Origin of the sequence: Paenibacillus ihuae, assembly GCF_001368795.1 — a bacterium.
Taxonomy (GTDB): Bacteria; Bacillota; Bacilli; order Paenibacillales; family Paenibacillaceae; genus Paenibacillus_AQ; species Paenibacillus_AQ ihuae.
Genome location: NZ_LN831201.1, coordinates 150053 through 167256 on the forward strand (window position 1 = coordinate 150053; position 17204 = coordinate 167256).

The 17204-nt window shown below is 51.3% G+C and carries 14 protein-coding genes, 1 tRNA gene and 1 riboswitch; of the genes, 3 read left to right on the plus strand and 12 right to left on the minus strand.

The annotated features are described in order from the left end of the window. The 12 genes from AQR02_RS25110 to AQR02_RS25165 form a co-directional block, all read right to left on the minus strand. Positions 1-592 (minus strand): aminotransferase class III-fold pyridoxal phosphate-dependent enzyme (locus AQR02_RS25110; protein WP_148449211.1); only part of this gene is annotated, 592 nt, incomplete at its 3' end. A gap of 182 nt (positions 593-774) precedes the next feature. Beyond that, on the minus strand, positions 775-2700 hold the full coding sequence (locus AQR02_RS25115; protein WP_054943126.1) for a peptidase U32 family protein: 1926 nt from the start codon (positions 2698-2700) through the stop codon (positions 775-777). Between the two features lie 20 nt (positions 2701-2720). Then, on the minus strand, positions 2721-3512 hold the full coding sequence (locus AQR02_RS25120; protein ID WP_054943127.1) for an energy-coupling factor transporter transmembrane component T family protein: 792 nt from the start codon (positions 3510-3512) through the stop codon (positions 2721-2723). Continuing rightward, on the minus strand, positions 3505-3789 hold the full coding sequence (locus AQR02_RS34855) for an energy-coupling factor ABC transporter ATP-binding protein (protein ID WP_245237724.1): 285 nt from the start codon (positions 3787-3789) through the stop codon (positions 3505-3507). Before AQR02_RS34855 ends, AQR02_RS25120 begins: the two co-directional genes overlap by 8 nt. Continuing rightward, a complete protein-coding gene (locus tag AQR02_RS25125) occupies positions 3692-4405 on the minus strand; it encodes an ATP-binding cassette domain-containing protein (RefSeq protein WP_245237725.1) in 714 nt (237 codons plus the stop codon). Before AQR02_RS25125 ends, AQR02_RS34855 begins: the two co-directional genes overlap by 98 nt. Further along, the gene (locus AQR02_RS25130; protein WP_054943128.1) at positions 4381-5244 is read right to left on the minus strand and encodes an ATP-binding cassette domain-containing protein; all 864 of its coding nucleotides are present in this window, start codon (positions 5242-5244) and stop codon (positions 4381-4383) included. The genes AQR02_RS25125 and AQR02_RS25130 overlap by 25 nt, the downstream gene beginning before the upstream one ends. Before the next feature lie 31 nt (positions 5245-5275). Continuing rightward, complete coding sequence (locus AQR02_RS25135) at positions 5276-5827, minus strand: Gx transporter family protein (RefSeq protein ID WP_054943129.1); 552 nt, start codon at positions 5825-5827, stop codon at positions 5276-5278. Further along, positions 5811-6194 (minus strand): NusG domain II-containing protein, encoded by a 384-nt coding sequence (locus AQR02_RS25140; protein ID WP_054943130.1) that lies wholly within the window; start codon positions 6192-6194, stop codon positions 5811-5813. The genes AQR02_RS25135 and AQR02_RS25140 overlap by 17 nt, the downstream gene beginning before the upstream one ends. A 213-nt stretch (positions 6195-6407) precedes the next feature. Further along, positions 6408-7937 (minus strand): HD-GYP domain-containing protein, encoded by a 1530-nt coding sequence (locus AQR02_RS25145; protein ID WP_054943131.1) that lies wholly within the window; start codon positions 7935-7937, stop codon positions 6408-6410. 504 nt (positions 7938-8441) lie between these two features. Continuing rightward, entirely contained in the window at positions 8442-9383 is a 942-nt protein-coding gene (locus tag AQR02_RS25150; RefSeq protein WP_054943132.1) for an alpha/beta hydrolase, read from the minus strand. A 1379-nt stretch (positions 9384-10762) separates the two neighbouring features. Then, positions 10763-10834 (minus strand) — tRNA-Thr (locus AQR02_RS25160). Positions 10835-10916: 82 nt separating this feature from the next. Further along, entirely contained in the window at positions 10917-11225 is a 309-nt protein-coding gene (locus AQR02_RS25165) for an MTH1187 family thiamine-binding protein (RefSeq protein WP_054943134.1), read from the minus strand. A 388-nt stretch (positions 11226-11613) separates the two neighbouring features. Beyond that, positions 11614-11843: riboswitch (cobalamin riboswitch) on the plus strand. A gap of 335 nt (positions 11844-12178) precedes the next feature. Between AQR02_RS25165 and AQR02_RS25170 the strand changes: the two genes are divergently transcribed. The 3 genes from AQR02_RS25170 to AQR02_RS25180 all read left to right on the plus strand — a co-directional run. Continuing rightward, a complete protein-coding gene (locus AQR02_RS25170; protein ID WP_054943135.1) occupies positions 12179-14164 on the plus strand; it encodes an anaerobic ribonucleoside triphosphate reductase in 1986 nt (661 codons plus the stop codon). Then, positions 14161-14676 (plus strand): anaerobic ribonucleoside-triphosphate reductase activating protein, encoded by a 516-nt coding sequence (nrdG, locus tag AQR02_RS25175; RefSeq protein ID WP_054943136.1) that lies wholly within the window; start codon positions 14161-14163, stop codon positions 14674-14676. The genes AQR02_RS25170 and nrdG overlap by 4 nt, the downstream gene beginning before the upstream one ends. Positions 14677-15077: 401 nt before the next feature. Further along, a partial coding sequence (locus AQR02_RS25180; protein ID WP_245237726.1) for a ribonucleoside-diphosphate reductase subunit alpha occupies positions 15078-17204 on the plus strand: 2127 nt, incomplete at its 3' end.

A 17204-nucleotide genomic window follows, 5' to 3' on the forward strand; every position in this document is an offset into this window, starting at 1 on the left:
CCAGAACGCGCTTTAGGCTCTGAACCGAGCGAGCTGCAGCCTCCTCCAGCGACAGCTCAGGATGATACGGACGTTCAATAAAGGTAACATCCTCATCCAGATACTTGTCCGTCCGCCACATTGGCAGGCCGGTTACGCTCATTGTAAGATTGGTCCGCCCGTGCAGACCGCTCTCCAGCGCAATAAAACCCTTGCGCCCGGTATGCATTCTAGCCAGCAGCAATGCCCCCTCATTAGCTTCGGAGCCGCTGTTCACAAAAAAGCTACGGCTTAAGCCTCCCGGCAGCACCGCTTCCAGCCGTTCTGCAAGATCCACGTTCGGCTGTGTCAGATACACCGTTGATGTGTGCTGCAGCTGCTGCAGCTGCTCAATGGTGCGGGCCGTTATAGCCGGGTTGCAGTGGCCGCAGGCCACCACAGAAACACCGGCGAAGAAATCGGTGTATTCCTTGCCGTTCTCATCATAGACGTATTGCATGCTTCCCCGGACTACTTGCGGGGCATCACGATAAAAGTGTGCTGTACAAGGATAGAAATATTGCTTGCGTTTGGCGGCTACAGCCTCTCTGCCGATGAATGGTGATTGCTCCATCAAGATATCCTCTCTTTCATCTATGAAATGGTACAGCCTGCAGGAATGATCCAGGGCAATTTTTACTTATTATATCGTTCGTGCATGCCCCTAACCACCCATATTACTTGTGAAAAATATAACTTAGTAATCTGAAATGTATCGCTATATTTACTGCAGCTCTGTATTTTAAATTTTAGTTATTAATTGAATTGCAGAGAACCCAGGGTATATCCTGCATACACAGGCTGCAAACCGCCCAGCAGATCTTCTTTATCATTGGTTCCACCCATAACCGCTTGATAAGCTGTAATGATGGTCCGCAATTCATTGGTGCTATAAGTTGCTCCTTCAATCCGGAAGCTAGCAATCCCAAGATCACTCAGTTCACCCAGCAGCGGCAGGAAGCACAGTTCTTTGGAGAACAGCAGGTGGCAGCGGCCGTACTGGTCACGGTAGACCGGATTCTCGCCTTTGTCTGTCTTAAGTACGAGCACATTGTTGCTTACATGCAGATTATCTTCTTCACCAATCGGCTCCATAACCTCTGTGTTCTCAAACATATCATGCTCCATATACATCAGTGCCGGCGTACCGTGAACCACAACTTCAAGCGGCAGATCGCAGCGGGAGGTAAAGGCGGCAAAATGCTCCATGGTCATTTCCGTTGAAACCGTCAGCTTCTGAAGACCCAGCCCTGTGTACAAACCAGCGGAAAGATGATTATAAACGTTGAGATTGCTGTCTCCGATCATGGGATATCCCATATCCTTGAAGCGGTGAATCGCCCCTAAGTTGGTAACCAGCAGCCCGTCAACCGGCAGGCGTTCCCCGCTCAGCAATTGACTGAACTGATCAAAATGCAGCTCCGTCATCATCCGTGGCATCCCTAAGTACAGCTTCGTCCGGCCCTTCAGCGCCCCAAGTTCTTTAATATCCTGTTTGGTGAACGGCAGATCCGGCTCAAATACATCCCCCGGGAGATATAGATGGTCTACACCCAGTTCAAGCACCAGCTTTGCCTGCTCCATATTATTCACACGCACTGCAAGCTCAGGTTTAGCTGATTTTGCTTTCTTACCTTCTGCAAACCGTTCCCGCAGCTGCATTACCCGGTCCTCTGACAATTCCCGCTCTGCAGTAGGTGTGCTGAACACCTTGCCTGTGCTGTAAAATTTGCCTGTACCTTCATAACGGCGGTTAATATTCGATAAGCCCGGTTTGCCAAAAGCATAAGCAGTGGAAAAATCGCGTTTGCGGTTTTGGTAAAGCTCCTTGGAGTCTACGGTACGGTCAAAGCCGACCGGATCACTGATGTAGCGGTCAATGGCTTCACCGTAGCTGTTCGCCAGCCTAACCATAAATTCTTTGTCACGCATCCGGCCTTCGATCTTAAAGGAAGTAATCCCCGATTCGATCAGCTCCGGCAGATGCTCATACATGAACATATCCTTGACAGCCAGCGGATATTCTGCCGGGAAGACATAGCCGTCTTTCTTGATCCGGTAATCCCAGCGGCAAGGCTTCATGCATTTGCCCCGGTTGCTGCTCATCCCGAACACCTGGGAACTGAAATAGCAGTTGGCCCCGTGCACTGAACACATATCGCCGTGAATGAAATACTCCAGCTCCATACCGCTTCTCTGTCCCAGCAGCTTCGCCGTCTGCAAATCCATCTCACGCGAAGTCACTACCCGGCTTACCCCAAGCTCGCGCAGCGCGTAGATCATCTCCAGGTTGTGGACATTCATCATTACTGAAGCATGAACCGGGACCGTAAGCCCCATCTCGCGGATTAGCTCCAGCACGGCCATATCCTGCACAATCAGCGCATCGGGCTGAACCTCGTCCAGGAACCGCAGGTATTCTCTGGCTTCCTCCACATCTTCTTCACTGAACAGGTTATTGACGGTAACGTACACTTTTTTATCAAGATTGTGGGCAATCACCAGCGCCTGGGCAATTTCCTCGTGCGACAGATTGTAGCCTTTGCGCATCATTCTCATATTAAGGACCGGACCGCCAAAATACACCGCGTCACAAGCCGACTGAACAACATCCTTGAAAATCTCAAACGTGCCTGCCGGTGCCAATAATTCAATTTCCCTGCCATTAAAATAACGTGCCATGCTTGTTTCCCCCTAAAATATTACAATAATGCTACTGCAACTCCCATGATGACGAACATAACGACGAACAAAGTATCAGCCATGCCCCACCTCAGGCGGTGATACTGGCTGCGCGGGGCATCCATGCGGAAGCCGCGTGCTTCCATGGAATAGACAAGATCCTGGGCGCGCCGGAAGGCGCTGGTGATAACCGGTACAAGCAGCGATACGAGCATCCGGCCTTTTTCCTTCAGCGGCAGCTCCTTGAGATCCGCTCCCCGTGAGGCCTGGGCTTTCAGAATGATCTGCGCTTCATCGAGAATCGTCGGAATGAAGCGCAGGGCGATGCCAATCATCATCGTAAGCCGGTCCGGTGATAAACCCAGCTTCTTGAACGGGGAAAGAATACCTTCGAGGCCCTGATTCAGCTTGCCCGGTGTCGTGGTAAAGGTCAGCAGCGCCGTAAAGGTGATCAGAAACAACATGCGGATGACCGAAAATGACCCCAGACGCAGTCCGTCCTCGTACAGCGAAAAAGACCCCAGCGAGAGCCATACATCGCCTTCCTTCACCGACAGAATCTGTACAATGAAAATAAATAACATCAAAAACCGCAAAGGCTTGGCAGCCTTAATGAAATATTTGAGCGGAATACGCGTCGAGGCCATTACCGCAATCGAGAATACAGCCAGCAGCCCCATTGCTGCCCAGGAATGCGACAGCAGAATAATAACTAAATACAGTAGCATCCCGGTTATTTTGGAACGGGCATCCAGCTTGTGGACCCAGGACCCGGTCTCAATGCTGCGTCCAAGCAGCAGCCGTTCATTCATAGCCATCCCTCTTTCCCGCAGGCCTACTACTCTCCGCTTCTCCCTGCAGTGAGGCGATGCGTGCAGCAAGGCTCTCAGCAGTCAGGCAAGGCTTCTCGCCTTCCAGACCGAACCGCTCAGCAACCGCCCGCCAATACCGGAGCGAATGCGGAACTGTCAGCCCGCAGTTCTCCAGAATGTCAGGATCTGCAGCAAGCTCCTGCCCGCCCCCCTGAAAGGCAATCCGCCCTTCCCTCAGCAGCGCCCAGTGATCGGCATAAGGCAGCAGCTCGTCCATCCGGTGGGTTACGATGATAAATCGTCCGCCCCTGTTCGCGGCAGAGCCGCTCCAGAAGGCTGATCAGTTCTGCGCGGCTGACAGGATCCAGCGTCGCCGTCGGCTCATCCAGCACGACGATATCCGGGTCCATTGCAAGCACCGAAGCAATCGCCGCTTTGCGCATCTGGCCTCCGCTCAAGCGGAACGGATTGCGTTCCAGCAGACTAAGATCCAGACCCATATCCGTCATCGCCTGACGGGCCCTCAGTTTGGCTTCCTCCGGGCTCATGCCAAAATTAAGCGGTCCAAACATCAAATCCTTCTCCACGGTCTCTTCGAACATCTGCTGCTCCGGAAATTGAAAGACAAGGCCCACCCTGCGGCGGAGCGGCAGCAGCTTCGGCGATTTTTCGCCGGCCCGGATGGTTACATCAAGCACGCTGACTGTCCCTTCCGATGGCTTCAGAATCCCGTTGAACAGCTGAAGCAGTGTAGACTTGCCGGAGCCTGTTGCACCGGCAATTCCGACCATGGATCCTTTTAATATATTCAGATTAATATCATGCAGCGCCGTCTGCTTCCATAGGCTCCGGTCAGCGTAGGTATAGCTTACTTGCTGTAGTTGTATGGCCATAGTGTATCTATAAGCTCCTTTTCACTGGCGGGAACATCCACCTGGATCCCCAAGCGCTCTAGTTCACGGGCAAGCCTCCAGGGATAAGGCTCGCGCAGATGGCATTTCGTAAGCAGCTCTTGATTCCGAAACAGCTCAGCCGGCAGCACATCCGCTGCCAGTGTGCCTCCATGGAGCGCAAGCACCCGGTCAGAAGCCAGAATCTCATCGGCATCATGCGTAATCATCAGAATCGTATACCCTTCATCACGCATTCCCTGCAGGATATCCAGCAGCTCATCCCGGCTCCCCTCGTCCAACATGGAAGAGGCCTCGTCAAAGATGACGATGCCTGGCTTCATGGCAAGAATGGAGGCGATGGCAACCCGCTGTTTCTGACCGCCGGACAGCTCACCCGGGTGTTTGGACAGCAAATGGCCGATCCCCAGCTTCTCTGTATAGAATTTGAGGCGTTCGTCCATCTCTGTGTAGGATAAACACAGCCCTTCCAGGCCGAACAGGATGTCTTCCTCTACCGTTGCACCGATGAACTGATTATCGGGGTTCTGAAAGACCATGCCGATACAGCCGCGAATGGCTCCGATGTTAGCCTCTTCTAATCGGTGTCCGCAGACTACGATCTCTCCTGCGCTTTTGGGCAGCAGGTCATTCAGCAGCTTGACCAGCGTCGACTTGCCGCTGCCGTTCGGGCCGACCACGCTCACCCATTGTCCCTGAGGAATGGACAGCGTAATATTTTGCAGAATGGGGTGCTCCGGATCATATCCGAACGCCACTCCCTCCAGAGAGATGACTGCTGTTTCTTCTCCGGCTTCCGTTTCCTTGTAAGATTCATTCATGTTAGTCATCCTTCCGCAGCTACTGACCCGGTCAGTTCAGAAACTCTTCAAACAGCGAAATCTTCGACAGTGAAGCCACCAGATAACGCACCGCAAAGCCGACAAGAATCCCCGTCACAATACCTGTAACCAGCAATACAGGCAGATAGTATAAAATACTCGCAGAGTTAAATACCATAGATGCAGCCAGCAGCTGCCCGGTATTGTGGGCGAGTCCCCCGGCGATACTTATTCCGATGACACTGAGTTTCTTGCGGCCAAAGCGGACCAGCAGGAACATGACTACAAAACTGAGCAGTGAACCAAACAGACTGAAGAGCAAACTTGAGAAAGTACCGAGCAAAAATGCGGTAAGCAGGGTCTTCAGAATGACCAGCACAAAAGCGTCACGTCCGCGTAAAAAGAAAATACAGGTCAAAACCATTATGTTAGCAAATCCCAGCTTCGCTCCGGGCATCAGCCCCATTCCTGCGAGTGGAATCTGGGCTTCCACAATACTCAGCACTACGGCAACTGCAGCAAAAATCGCAATAATCACCGTTCTTTTCAAAGCCGTTGCTGATTCCTTACTGGACATAGCCATCGATCTCATCTCCTCCCGATGTCCCTGCAATTTCTACCAGTACCCGGTGCGGCAGACATACGATGGTCTGTTTAGGCTGAGTGATCCGTCCAAAACCAAGACATACCTTATCCGGACAGTCCGCATCATACATTTCGATTCCGTAATCATGTACCTTCAAAATGTTATAACCCCGGTCGGTACGGATTTCAATGGTCTGCTCTTCTTCTGTAAGTTGTACTGTCTTAAACAGTTTACCGTCCACCGTTATATTGGCCACGAGATTCTTGCCCGGCCCGCCTTTATCATCGTCCAGCCATCTTGGCACGAGAAAAGCAAGCGCAGCAATCAGCACGATGGAAATTAGCAGCACATCTGCGCGTTTCATAAAATTCTCCCTTATTTTTTAATTAAAATCCAGACTTAATAATTATAACGGTCTACCCTCAATCCTTCAATGAATGTAGTCGTTAATTGTCGGTTTTACAGAGCTGTTCACAAAATAGGCACGCAAGGAGAAGCGGACACCTCCACAAAATGGAAGTATCCGCTTTCGCTAGAAATATTAGGAGGTAGCTGCATTCACGGCATACTGCTTGGATTACCCCGTCCGGCCCGGATACTGTTTTTCGCCAGATTTTACAGTTTTCCCGAAGTAAGCCAGGAATAGTCCGGCGAACTCAGGATCCCACTGGCTGCCCCGGCCTTGTTCCAAAATCATCAGCGCCCGCTCATGATCCATCCCTTTCCGGTACGGACGGTCCGAGGTCATAGCATCATAAGCATCCGCTACTGCAATAATTCTGCCATGCAGCGGAATATCCGCTCCCGCCAGCCCATCAGGGTAACCTTTGCCGTCATAGCGTTCATGATGCGAGCGCACTCCGGTTAAATACGGAGCCATTTTCTCTACCGGTTCGATCTGGCGCAGAATATTTTCTCCGAGCACCGGATGACTTTTGATTTGGTCAAACTCTCCATCTGTAAGACTCCCCTCTTTGAACAGGACATTATCGGGGACGCCAATTTTTCCGATATCATGCAGCAGTGCTGACTTCCGCAAATCATCAAGACTTTGTCCGGATAGACCTGCCAATTGCCCGATGATGACAGAGTATTCCGCCACCCGAAGTGAATGACCGGCAGTGTAGGAATCACGGGCATCCAAGGCAACGGCGAGGGTCGTGAAGTAGCTGTCGAGCAGCTGCCGGTTCTGCTGCTCGCGTTCCTGCAGCCCCCGCACCATCATATTAAATCCGGCGACCAGCTTAGAAAATTCATCGGAATATTCATCCTGCACCTGCAGGAGGCGTCCATCCTTTACGTGATTCATCGCTTTGTACAGCTCATTGATCGGATGCTGTACACTGTTGGTCAAGAGGAGTGCCGCTACCGAGGAGAAAAAAGTACCGATCAGCAATACCATGCCTGCCCAGGCCCAATAGCTCTGCAGGCCAATCAGCCCGCTTTCGGTATTGTTCATGCGTATCTGTGTAGCCATAATAAAAAGAAACAGCGGAAACGTCCCGATCAGCATGCAGCTGATCAAAAATTTGGGACGGATCGGCACGAAGACATGACCCTCCAGCGAGAAATCCACATTGTACATCTCAAGCGCCCGGTTTCTGAATTCCTTAATCAGCGGAATAATCGCTGAGCAGGTCAGATAGAACTCAATCAGTGCATGCATGCTGGCAATAAGAACCGCCCCAATGATCGCGAGCAGCAGATAAAAATAAGGAATGCCGAGCAGTCCGCTGTGAATCATCCATAATGTCATCAGGGTTGCCGGCACAGACAAACCGAGCAGGTGGGGACCAAGAATCCGCAGGACTGCATGCCTTGGCAGCTGATGCGTGTGCAGATAAGCTTCTTCCAGCACAGCCAGCGTTGGTTTTGATCCCATTAACGCGGTGCGGACCGGTCTGATTTGCTTCAGGAATACGCTGACCTCTGCAACTGCCATAATCACGAACGAAAGCACCAGTACAATTATCAACCGGCCATACTCCACGGCGCTGATCTCCAGAGAAGACAGCAATATCAGACTACCCACCGCCATTACAGCAACAACGGAGCCGAACAAATAATTTCCGATCTGTTTCTTTAAAAAAGCCCCGTATATATTCATTTACTCTCCCGTCCCCAGTCATGCCGAGTGTTTTTTATATTTGCAGTAATATATGTTCCGTGATATAATAAAATAATATTTGTTTAGGTGTATTAAATATCCCCATCAAGAAGATGTCAGGCCGATTGCTTTGCTTCCTTTTATTATCGGCATTTTGGACACAAAATCTTACGTTTTCTTGCATGACTCTTCCTTTTTATGAGACTAAATTCGAACATAGCATTCCGATTCACACTGGCGCGGCCACGGAGCCGCAAGGACAAGAGAGAGGTAGGGCTTTTGTCGTTTTGGAAGGATTATTCTCGCCACACGGCTGCTGGAAATAACAAGGAATTACGATACCCGTTACGCTCACGAACGGCGGGGGATGAAATATACCGAGAAGACATGGCTTAGCTGCTTTCTAGTTGCAGGAAGCACATCCATGTGTGGAACATATAAGTGCCCGATAACCGCTGCATGCGGATATCGGGCACGTCTACTTTCCGGGGGTATATTCACGGATTAGCGTACATACCGTGCAATGAAATTATCTACTCTGGCGATATATTTGAATTTATCTGTGTCATAGGCAAGCCCATGTCCGGCTCCGTGCACCACCATCTTGTCCTTGGGAGCGCTGCAGGCCTGATATAATTCCTCCATCATAAAGAAGGGCACGAACTTATCGGCATCTCCGTGAATAAACGGGATCGGTACCTTTGCTTTGCGCACCTGCTTCAGCGCGGAGGCTTCACCGAAGAAATAACCTGCTCTGATCCGCGTAATCAGACTGGCGAAGTGGATAAAAGGAAAACCCGGCAAATGATACATCCGGCGGAGCTGGTAGGATAATTGTGCCTTCACCGAGCTATATCCGCAGTCGGCAACCACCGCTTTGACCTGCGGCGGAAGCTCTTCCCCTGAAGCCATCAGCACCGTTGCGCCTCCCATTGATACCCCGTGCAGTACAATCTGGGCCTGCGGCCCGGTCTCCCGAAGAACAAACTCTATCCATTTCAGATAATCCCTGCGCTCCGGCCAGCCGAATCCGATGTAATCCCCTTCACTCTGTCCATGCCCTCTGGCATCCGGAATCAGCACATTGTAGCCGGAATGCTCATAATAAATCTTGGCGGTTGCGCCCATGTCCTTGCCTTTCCCGGAATAACCGTGGGCAATGATCGCAGTCCGGCCTTCCGCCCGCTCAGACGGCAAAAAGTAGCCTTTCAGTTTCAAACCGTCGTCTGAGCGCAGCTCAACCTCCCGGAAATGCTGCCGGGAAATCCATTCTGCCCCTTCTCCCCAGGAAGCTCCGGCAACCGGCGGATCCACCTTCAAATCAGGCGTTTTCGCTAAAAATTCCTTCGGCGCCCGCTTGATTGCCACCCCGTAAAAATAGAAGCCCGCATAAACCAGCCCGGCGGTGGCGACAACTATAACTGCAACTAAAATGATCGTCCACATACATCCCGTCTCCTTAAGATACTGATTTCAGCATAGTATAACATGCCGCCTGCAGCTTCGGAAAACACCAAAAAAACTGTCGCCCTATTTACTCCGGCAACAGCTTCTGTAAAGCAAACACCAGTATATTTATAGCAGCTGCATCCAGCCGATCATGGACATCCACAAGGGAACACTTAAAACCAAACCGAAGATCAAACCGCGCCGGAGACTTCCTTCATATTTCATCATTATTCTCCTTCTTTCGTAAGCTTTATTTTCATCTTTAGTATTTCAAATTCAATATAAATCAATTCAAGATATTTTATTGTGAAAAAAGTCACATAAACCTGAATATTAAAAAATATATTTAATTATTTTAAAGTAAATGATCTAAATGCAACTTCGTGCTCCCTCCAGCCTAACAAAAAGGCCTTGCCATGGGAGTTGGCAAGACCTGCAGGGTACCATATAACACTGGGGGGTGTTTGGTAAATTCAATATAAATAATCTACCTGAAAATAAGCTGATAGTTACCTAAAGATTACATTAAAACCGTCCAATAGCCCAAAGTGCCGAAAACCACAACCAGAGCTACCGGATAAAGAATTCTCCGGCTGACCTTATCTTTAAATGCAAAAAACAGACAAAGCATGCAAAGCCACGCAATAAGAATACTGCCCATTTCCTATGCATACGCTCCTTCCTGAACATCTATAAAACCTCTATTAAGAAGATACCCGCCAGGTACCCGATACATACCACTTAGTTCAGCAGTGTCTGTGAGCGTCAGTTTCTTAGTGCAAGATCGTCCCCATTTACGATGATGTCCACTCTTGCTAAGAAGCTTCGAAATGTCTTTTGCATTATAGCTTATTTGCCCGTCATAGACCAGTTTATCGGCGCGATTAATTTCAATGGATTTTTATGGTATAATATATATACATTATACTTTTCTGGAAAGGATGTCGCTTATATTCATAAAAATAAGCATATTATTGAACATGAAGAATCTACAGGACGGCCGTTCACTTTACTAATCATTTGGACTTTCTTGAATTTAATTAGCTTTGGGAGATCTAATTCCATAAAGAAGAAAGTGGCTTTATACAAATCGCTAACCTTGCAGTCTCAAAATTTGAAATAGGGAGGATTATGAAAAGGTCTTAACTAGATCTATGATGATTTTTCCCATTCTATTTCTGATGATTTCTATTACAGGAACCACCTCGCGGATTAATAGACACAGAAAAGCCTCCCCACATTTTACTGTGGGAGGCTTCGTAAATCAGCGCCAGCGCACTACCGGAATAACACCTGGAATACGTTGGCCTATCGTATGTTTTACTGTCACATTCAACGATGATAAACGTTGATATATCAGGACTTTTGTGAACCAATGCTGGTGAAGGGAATTGAACCCCCGGCCTACGCATTACGAGTGCGTTGCTCTACCCCTGAGCTACACCAGCTTGAAGCAGGTTTGCCGTCAAACAAAAAAACATTATACAACTCCCATCCAAAAACGCAAGCCCCTTTTGTGCAGCCCGGGAACTAGCTGTCCTGCAGCTTGCTTTCTACCGATTGCAGCTTGCTGCGGCTTGTAGAAGGCTTGTCGCGGCGGTCATCGATTTTGAGCGAGGTAGATACACGCTGTGCCCCGGCTGTGAACGGAGATTCGTGCAGTGCTTCTACCGCAGCCAGAATCCGTGATACCGGCCCCTCAATAATCGTTCCCATAGAAGTAAGCTCAAAGGTGATCCCCTCAACCGTCTGCAATACCCGCTGCATGTCGGCCACATAACTGCTGAGACTGGTGCTGCCTGTACCGATTGGAATTACCGTAACTTCGCCAATAGCCATTTCTAAATCCCTCCTGAACAAGATTTGGTGAGCCTACCCGTTATCCAATCCGTTAAATCACGCTATTCTCTTCTTATTGTAACAACTCCGCTGTGCTCCCACAAATTGCCTTGAGGATCTGCGCCAGCCCCCTTTTATTCGAATCTATTAATACGTTTATTCGCTAGTCACAATTCCAGTGTCACAATCACTACATTTATGGAGTCTTTGTGGCATTTTTTCGGACAATTTATGACCCGAAACGCTGTTTTTTATGCTCAGGTTGTGGATTACCTGTGGACTAACTGTGGATCACTTGTGAGTAAGCGGGCCGAACCCGCGCCGGGAGCGGGTTTTTAAAAAGTGGTTTACAAACACAATATATTGGGTTATTTTTAACTAACGACAACAAAATATAGTGGAAACAGGTGCTTTGCTCTTAAATAGGGAGCTGAAGCTTAATAGGGAAACGCGGTGCAAATCCGCTGCGGTCCCGCCACTGTAACCGGATGCGGGAGGCCTAACGGGGCCTGCCTGCCAGCATCTTCCGGCATAAGAGCCACTGAGGGCGTGAAGCCCTTGGGAAGGCACGGAAGATGTACCGGAAGCCAGGAGACCTGCCTGTTTCCGGGCACCGTATTCATGCCTGCGAGGAACAGGAGAGGTGTCCGTATGCGGCCTGCAGCAGCAGAAATAGCCTACCCTTCTTTGGGGAGCACAGGGCTGCCGATACCTGAAGGCGATAACCCTTATCGCCTTCAGGTATCGGCTTCTGCAAAAAGACAAGAGGGCTAAGCTATGCCCGCTTATCTTTTACATCCAGACCACTGGAAATATCCGCTTGGCGGATATTTATGACGCATCCGGGCATTTTCCGCCTTCAAGGCGGGAGATGCCTTTTTACTGAGTTCAGATAGAGGGAATTATAGGAAAGTTATTACTAGAGCGACTATACCGAGAGGGGAGAGCTATACATGACGCTGCTGGAGAAATGGTACAATGGTGGACAAGCTGCACAGGAGGTTCTTTTGGAAGAAGTAATACATCTGGGACGGGATATTATCGAAAGCCGGGACCTCGACCTGCTGCGCGAGAATGCCAATTTGAACGGGGAGAGCTTCTCCGGTAAGATGAGCAAATTCGGCAGCGAGTATTCCAAATGGTATGCCCGCAATTTCACTATGCCGCCACAGCTCGTGCAGGCGACGCTCGATAATGTCGTGTACGTCCACGATCTGGACCAATACGCCATCGGAACCACCAACTGTATCTTCATCCCGTTTGAACGCCTGCTCCGTGAAGGCTTCAACACCGGCAACGGCAGCGTCCGTCCTCCGAACTCGATTATGACCGCGATGTCACTGGTTGCGATTATTTTCCAGTCTCAGCAGAATGCCCAGTACGGCGGGGTATCGGCCAATAAGATTGACTACGATCTTGCGCCTTATGTAACCAAATCCTTTGCCAAGCTGTTCCGTAAGGGACTGGAGTATTTCGAAGAAGGTCAAGCCGGCGAGCATCTTGGCGACATTTCCATGAGCCGCACAGATCTGGCTGAGCAGTATCCACGGGCATTCCGCTTCGCGCAGAAAGAAACCGAAAGCGAAACCCTGCAGGCTGCGGAGAGCATGATACATAATCTAAATACGATGTCCAGCCGCTCCGGCGGACAGATTCCTTTTACGAGCATCAACTACGGCACCTGCACCTCTCCGGAAGGCCAGCTGGTCATCAGCTCCCTGCTGACTGCGACGATGAACGGCCTCGGCAGCGGTGAAACCCCGGTGTTCCCGATTCAAATCTTCAAGTGCAAGCAAGGCGTGAATCAGCAGCAGGGCGATCCGAACTATGAGTTATTCCTCAAAGCAGCTGAATGCTCAGCCCGCAGACTGTATCCGAACTTCGCCAATCTGGATGCGCCGCTCAATCTGCAATATTACGATCCGGCCGATCCGGACACGGAATTTGCCACCATGGGCTGCCGCACCCGGGTGCTCGGCGACCGCTTCGGACGTAATCACTGCTCCGGCAAGGGTAACCTGTCCTTCAACACGCTGAACCTTGTGCGTCTGGGCCTCGCCTACGGTACGGCAACCGGCCGCCGTCTAGCCGCTGATGAGGAAGGCTTCTTCGATGACCTGAATCATTATATGGACATCGCACTGGAAGGTCTGCTGCACCGCTTCCGTATCCAGGCTTCCCAGAAAGCCAAAGCCTCGGACTTTATGATGCGCGAAGGTGTCTGGGAGGGCGGCGAACAGCTTGCACCTGATGACAGCGTAGGCGAGCTGCTCAAGCACGGCAGCCTGTCCATTGGCTTCATCGGTATGGCGGAGTGCATGAAGGCAATGTATGGCAAGCACCACGGCGAAGACATGGAAGTTCACGCCAAGGCACTCGCCATCGTCCGCCACATGCGCGAATACTGCGACCGCAAGAGCGACGAGCTGAATCTTAACATCACCCTGTTCGCCACACCGGCTGAAGGCCTGTCCGGCAAGTTCACTAAGGTGGACCGCAAGGTACTGGGCTCCATTCCGGGCGTAACCGACCGTGAATACTATACGAACTCTTTCCATATTCCTGTATACCATGAGCTCGGCGCCGCGCAGAAAATCAGCCTGGAAGCTCCTTTCCATGAATACTGCAACGCCGGAGCCATCTCCTATGTCGAGCTGAACGGCAATGCCCGCAGCAATCCGTCGGCTTTTGTCAAAATCATCAAGTACGCGCTGGAGCAGGAGATTAGCTACTTCAGCATCAACCACCCGATTGACCGCTGCTCCGGCTGCGGCTATGAAGGCGTAATCGGCACGAACTGCCCTTCCTGCGATGCACATGAGCATGATGTGCATATCCGCCGGCTGCGCCGGGTAACCGGATATCTGACTGGCGACTATCAGACCCGCTTCAATGCCGCCAAGCAGGCGGAAGTAAGAGACCGCATTAAGCATCTATGAATATTTGCGGCTACTACCCGGAATCGATTAACGAGGGAGAAGGCATGCGGGCCGTCCTCTTCCTCAGCGGCTGCCGGCACCGCTGCCCGGGCTGCTTCAACCCGAAGACGTGGAACTTCAATTTCGGCGAACCGTTCACACTGGAGCGGCAGCGCGAGATTATTGCCGAAATGGCTGCCAATCCGCTGCTGGACGGGCTGACGCTGGCGGGCGGCGATCCCTTTTTCTCGGCTGATGAGGCCTGCGGCTTCCTCCGTGAGCTCCGGACCGTGCTGCCCGACTTTCCGGTATGGATTTATACCGGTTACACCTATGAGGAGCTGACCGCTGCCCCCGGCTCACCGGAATGGAACCTGCTGGCCATGTGCCAGGTGGTCATCGACGGCCGGTTCGTCGAAGAGCTCAAGGACACTACGCTCCCTTACCGGGGCAGCAGCAACCAGCGGATCATTGATATCCCCGCCAGTCTGACAGGCAGCGAAGTCGTGCTTTGGCAGCCGGCAATGCTGTAACTATTAATTAAGCGATATTGTTTTCACAATACATGCTATAATCTACTCTTGTGTTTTTTATTGATGCGGATGCCGTCCTGCATAGGACGGTAATACGCTTTTCACTGGCCTTTCAGGCCGTTTTTTTCTCCCCTATAGATCAAATTTTGATATTCAAAATTAAACTAATATAGATTGAAGTTGAAATAACATTTAGGGATAAGTGGCGGAGGGGAATTTTGGAACTGGAGGAGCGTTAGCGATCGCCTTTGTCTACGGATTTCAACCGCATGAGCGGTATAAATCAAGAAATCTGTAGACAACAGCGACCGTAAGTCCAAATATTCACCGTAGTTGCGACTGCCCCTTGCTTCAAAAGACTTAAGTTCAATCTATATACACACGAAAGGATGATTAATTTTATGCCACAACTCGTAGTGAAACCCGATAACCGCCAGCTGGCTTTTGATGAAATGCGCCTTTCCGTATATGCCGACCGTATCCTGAACGGCCTGGAACAGTTAAGCAAAGAAACGCTGCTGCGCGGAGTGCAGTCCAAGCTGCGCCGTGAAGAGGTCAGCGGAGAAGAAATCAGCAGTGCTTTTACGATGAGCGCCCTTGAGCTTGTAACAAAGGAAGAACCGGACTGGAAGTTTGCCGCCGCCCGTTCGCTCTTGACTTCCCTCTATAAGAAGGCCGCCGTCAACCGCCGCTATAAAGCCTATCCGGAGGAGCCCTACGGTGAGCTCTATCCGCTGATTACCGATCTGGTCAAAAAAGGCATCTACCGCGAAGAGTTGCTGACTCACTACACTAAGGCGCAGATTGCCGAGCTTGGTGAATGTATCGATTACACCCGTGACCTGCTGTTCGATTATATCGGGCTGCTGACACTTTCCGACCGCTATCTGGCCCATGATTTTGACGGACGCGTGATGGAGCTCCCGCAGGAGCGTTACATGATTATCGCGATGTTCCTGATGCACCGTGAGCCGGAAGAGAAGCGCCTTGAACTGGTAAAAGAAGCCTACTGGGCCATGAGCAACATTTATATGACCGCTGCCACGCCAACCATGTCCAACGCCGGTAAAAAGGTCGCCGGGCAGCTCTCCAGCTGCTTCATCGACACAGTGGACGACTCGCTGGAGGGCATTTTCGACTCCAACACCGACGTAGCCCGGCTCAGCAAAATGGGCGGAGGCATCGGCGTCTACCTCGGCAAGGTCCGGGCCCGCGGCTCCGATATCCGTGGCCACAAGAACACCAGCTCCGGCGTTATCCCTTGGATCCGCCAGCTGAACAATACCGCTGTCAGCGTAGACCAGCTCGGCACGCGCAAAGGCGCGGTTGCGGTCTATCTTGATGTGTTCCATAAGGACATTCTCGCCTTCCTAGACCTGAAGCTGAACAACGGCGATGAGCGGATGCGCGCCCATGACGTGTTCCACGGTGTCTGCCTGCCCGATCTATTCATGGAAGCTGTAGAAGCACGCGGCCACTGGAACCTGTTCTGCCCGCATGAAGTGAAGAAGGTCATGGGCTGGAAAGACGCGAACGGCCGCGCGCTCGGCCTTGAAGATTTCTATGACGAAGAGCTTAGTCAAGGCGCTTTCCGCGAGAAATACGCTGAAGCCACGGCTAATCTGGAGCTCTCCCGCATCACGGTGCCGGCCATAGACATCATGAAGCGGATTATGAAGTCGCAGCTGGAGACCGGTACGCCGTATATGTTCTACCGCGATACCGTCAACCGCACCAATCCGAACCGCAATCAGGGCATGGTCTTCTCCTCCAACCTGTGCACGGAAATTATGCAGAACCAGTCGGCGACCGTTATCGAGCAGGAGGAACTGGTTACGAAGGACGGCCAGACCCGGATCGTCATCTCCAAAATCCCCGGCGACTTCGTAGTCTGCAACCTGAACTCCATTCACCTGGCCCGCGCAGTTCCGGCTGGCGTGCTGGAAAGACTGGTGCCGATTCAGGTCCGCATGCTCGACAATGTCATCGACATTAACAATATTGAAGTGCTGCAGGCGCAGTACACGAACAGCCAGTACCGCGCCGTCGGCCTCGGCACCTTCGGCCTGCACCATCTGCTGGCCCTGGAAGGCATCCGCTGGGAGTCCGAGGAAGCTATCGAATACAACGACCATCTGTATGAGCACATCAACTATCTGCTTGTGCGCTCCAGCATGGAGCTGGCCCGTGAAAAGGGGCGCTATCCGAAGTTCGCAGGCTCCGACTGGGAGACCGGCGAATACTTCACGAAACGCGGCTATACCAGCGGCGAACAGGAAGGCAAGTATGTAACGGCGGAGCAGTGGCGCCAGCTCCAGCAGGAAGTAGCTGCGGACGGCGTGCGCAACGCCTGGCTGTTCGCAATTGCGCCGAACGGCTCGACATCGATCATTGCCGGCTCCACCGCCAGCATCGATCCGCTCTATGAGCTGCTCTCCTACGAGGAGAAGACTACCTATAAGATCGCTAACCCGGCACCGGATCTGTCCGAGAAAACCATCTGGTACTACAAGACGGCGTTCCTGATT

What these genes read in the sequence shown, in the direction of transcription:
- AQR02_RS25145 (WP_054943131.1), bottom strand. Translation starts at nt 7,937, where the DNA reads ATGAATATATACGGGGCTTTTTTAAAGAAACAGATCGGAAATTATTTG.
- AQR02_RS25170 (WP_054943135.1), top strand. Translation starts at nt 12,179, where the DNA reads ATGACGCTGCTGGAGAAATGGTACAATGGTGGACAAGCTGCACAGGAG.
- AQR02_RS25150 (WP_054943132.1), bottom strand. Translation starts at nt 9,383, where the DNA reads ATGTGGACGATCATTTTAGTTGCAGTTATAGTTGTCGCCACCGCCGGG.
- AQR02_RS25130 (WP_054943128.1), bottom strand. Translation starts at nt 5,244, where the DNA reads ATGAATGAATCTTACAAGGAAACGGAAGCCGGAGAAGAAACAGCAGTC.
- AQR02_RS25120 (WP_054943127.1), bottom strand. Translation starts at nt 3,512, where the DNA reads ATGAATGAACGGCTGCTGCTTGGACGCAGCATTGAGACCGGGTCCTGG.
- AQR02_RS25165 (WP_054943134.1), bottom strand. Translation starts at nt 11,225, where the DNA reads ATGGCTATTGGCGAAGTTACGGTAATTCCAATCGGTACAGGCAGCACC.
- AQR02_RS34855 (WP_245237724.1), bottom strand. Translation starts at nt 3,789, where the DNA reads ATGGACGAGCTGCTGCCTTATGCCGATCACTGGGCGCTGCTGAGGGAA.
- AQR02_RS25125 (WP_245237725.1), bottom strand. Translation starts at nt 4,405, where the DNA reads ATGGCCATACAACTACAGCAAGTAAGCTATACCTACGCTGACCGGAGC.
- nrdG (WP_054943136.1), top strand. Translation starts at nt 14,161, where the DNA reads ATGAATATTTGCGGCTACTACCCGGAATCGATTAACGAGGGAGAAGGC.
- AQR02_RS25115 (WP_054943126.1), bottom strand. Translation starts at nt 2,700, where the DNA reads ATGGCACGTTATTTTAATGGCAGGGAAATTGAATTATTGGCACCGGCA.
- AQR02_RS25135 (WP_054943129.1), bottom strand. Translation starts at nt 5,827, where the DNA reads ATGGCTATGTCCAGTAAGGAATCAGCAACGGCTTTGAAAAGAACGGTG.
- AQR02_RS25140 (WP_054943130.1), bottom strand. Translation starts at nt 6,194, where the DNA reads ATGAAACGCGCAGATGTGCTGCTAATTTCCATCGTGCTGATTGCTGCG.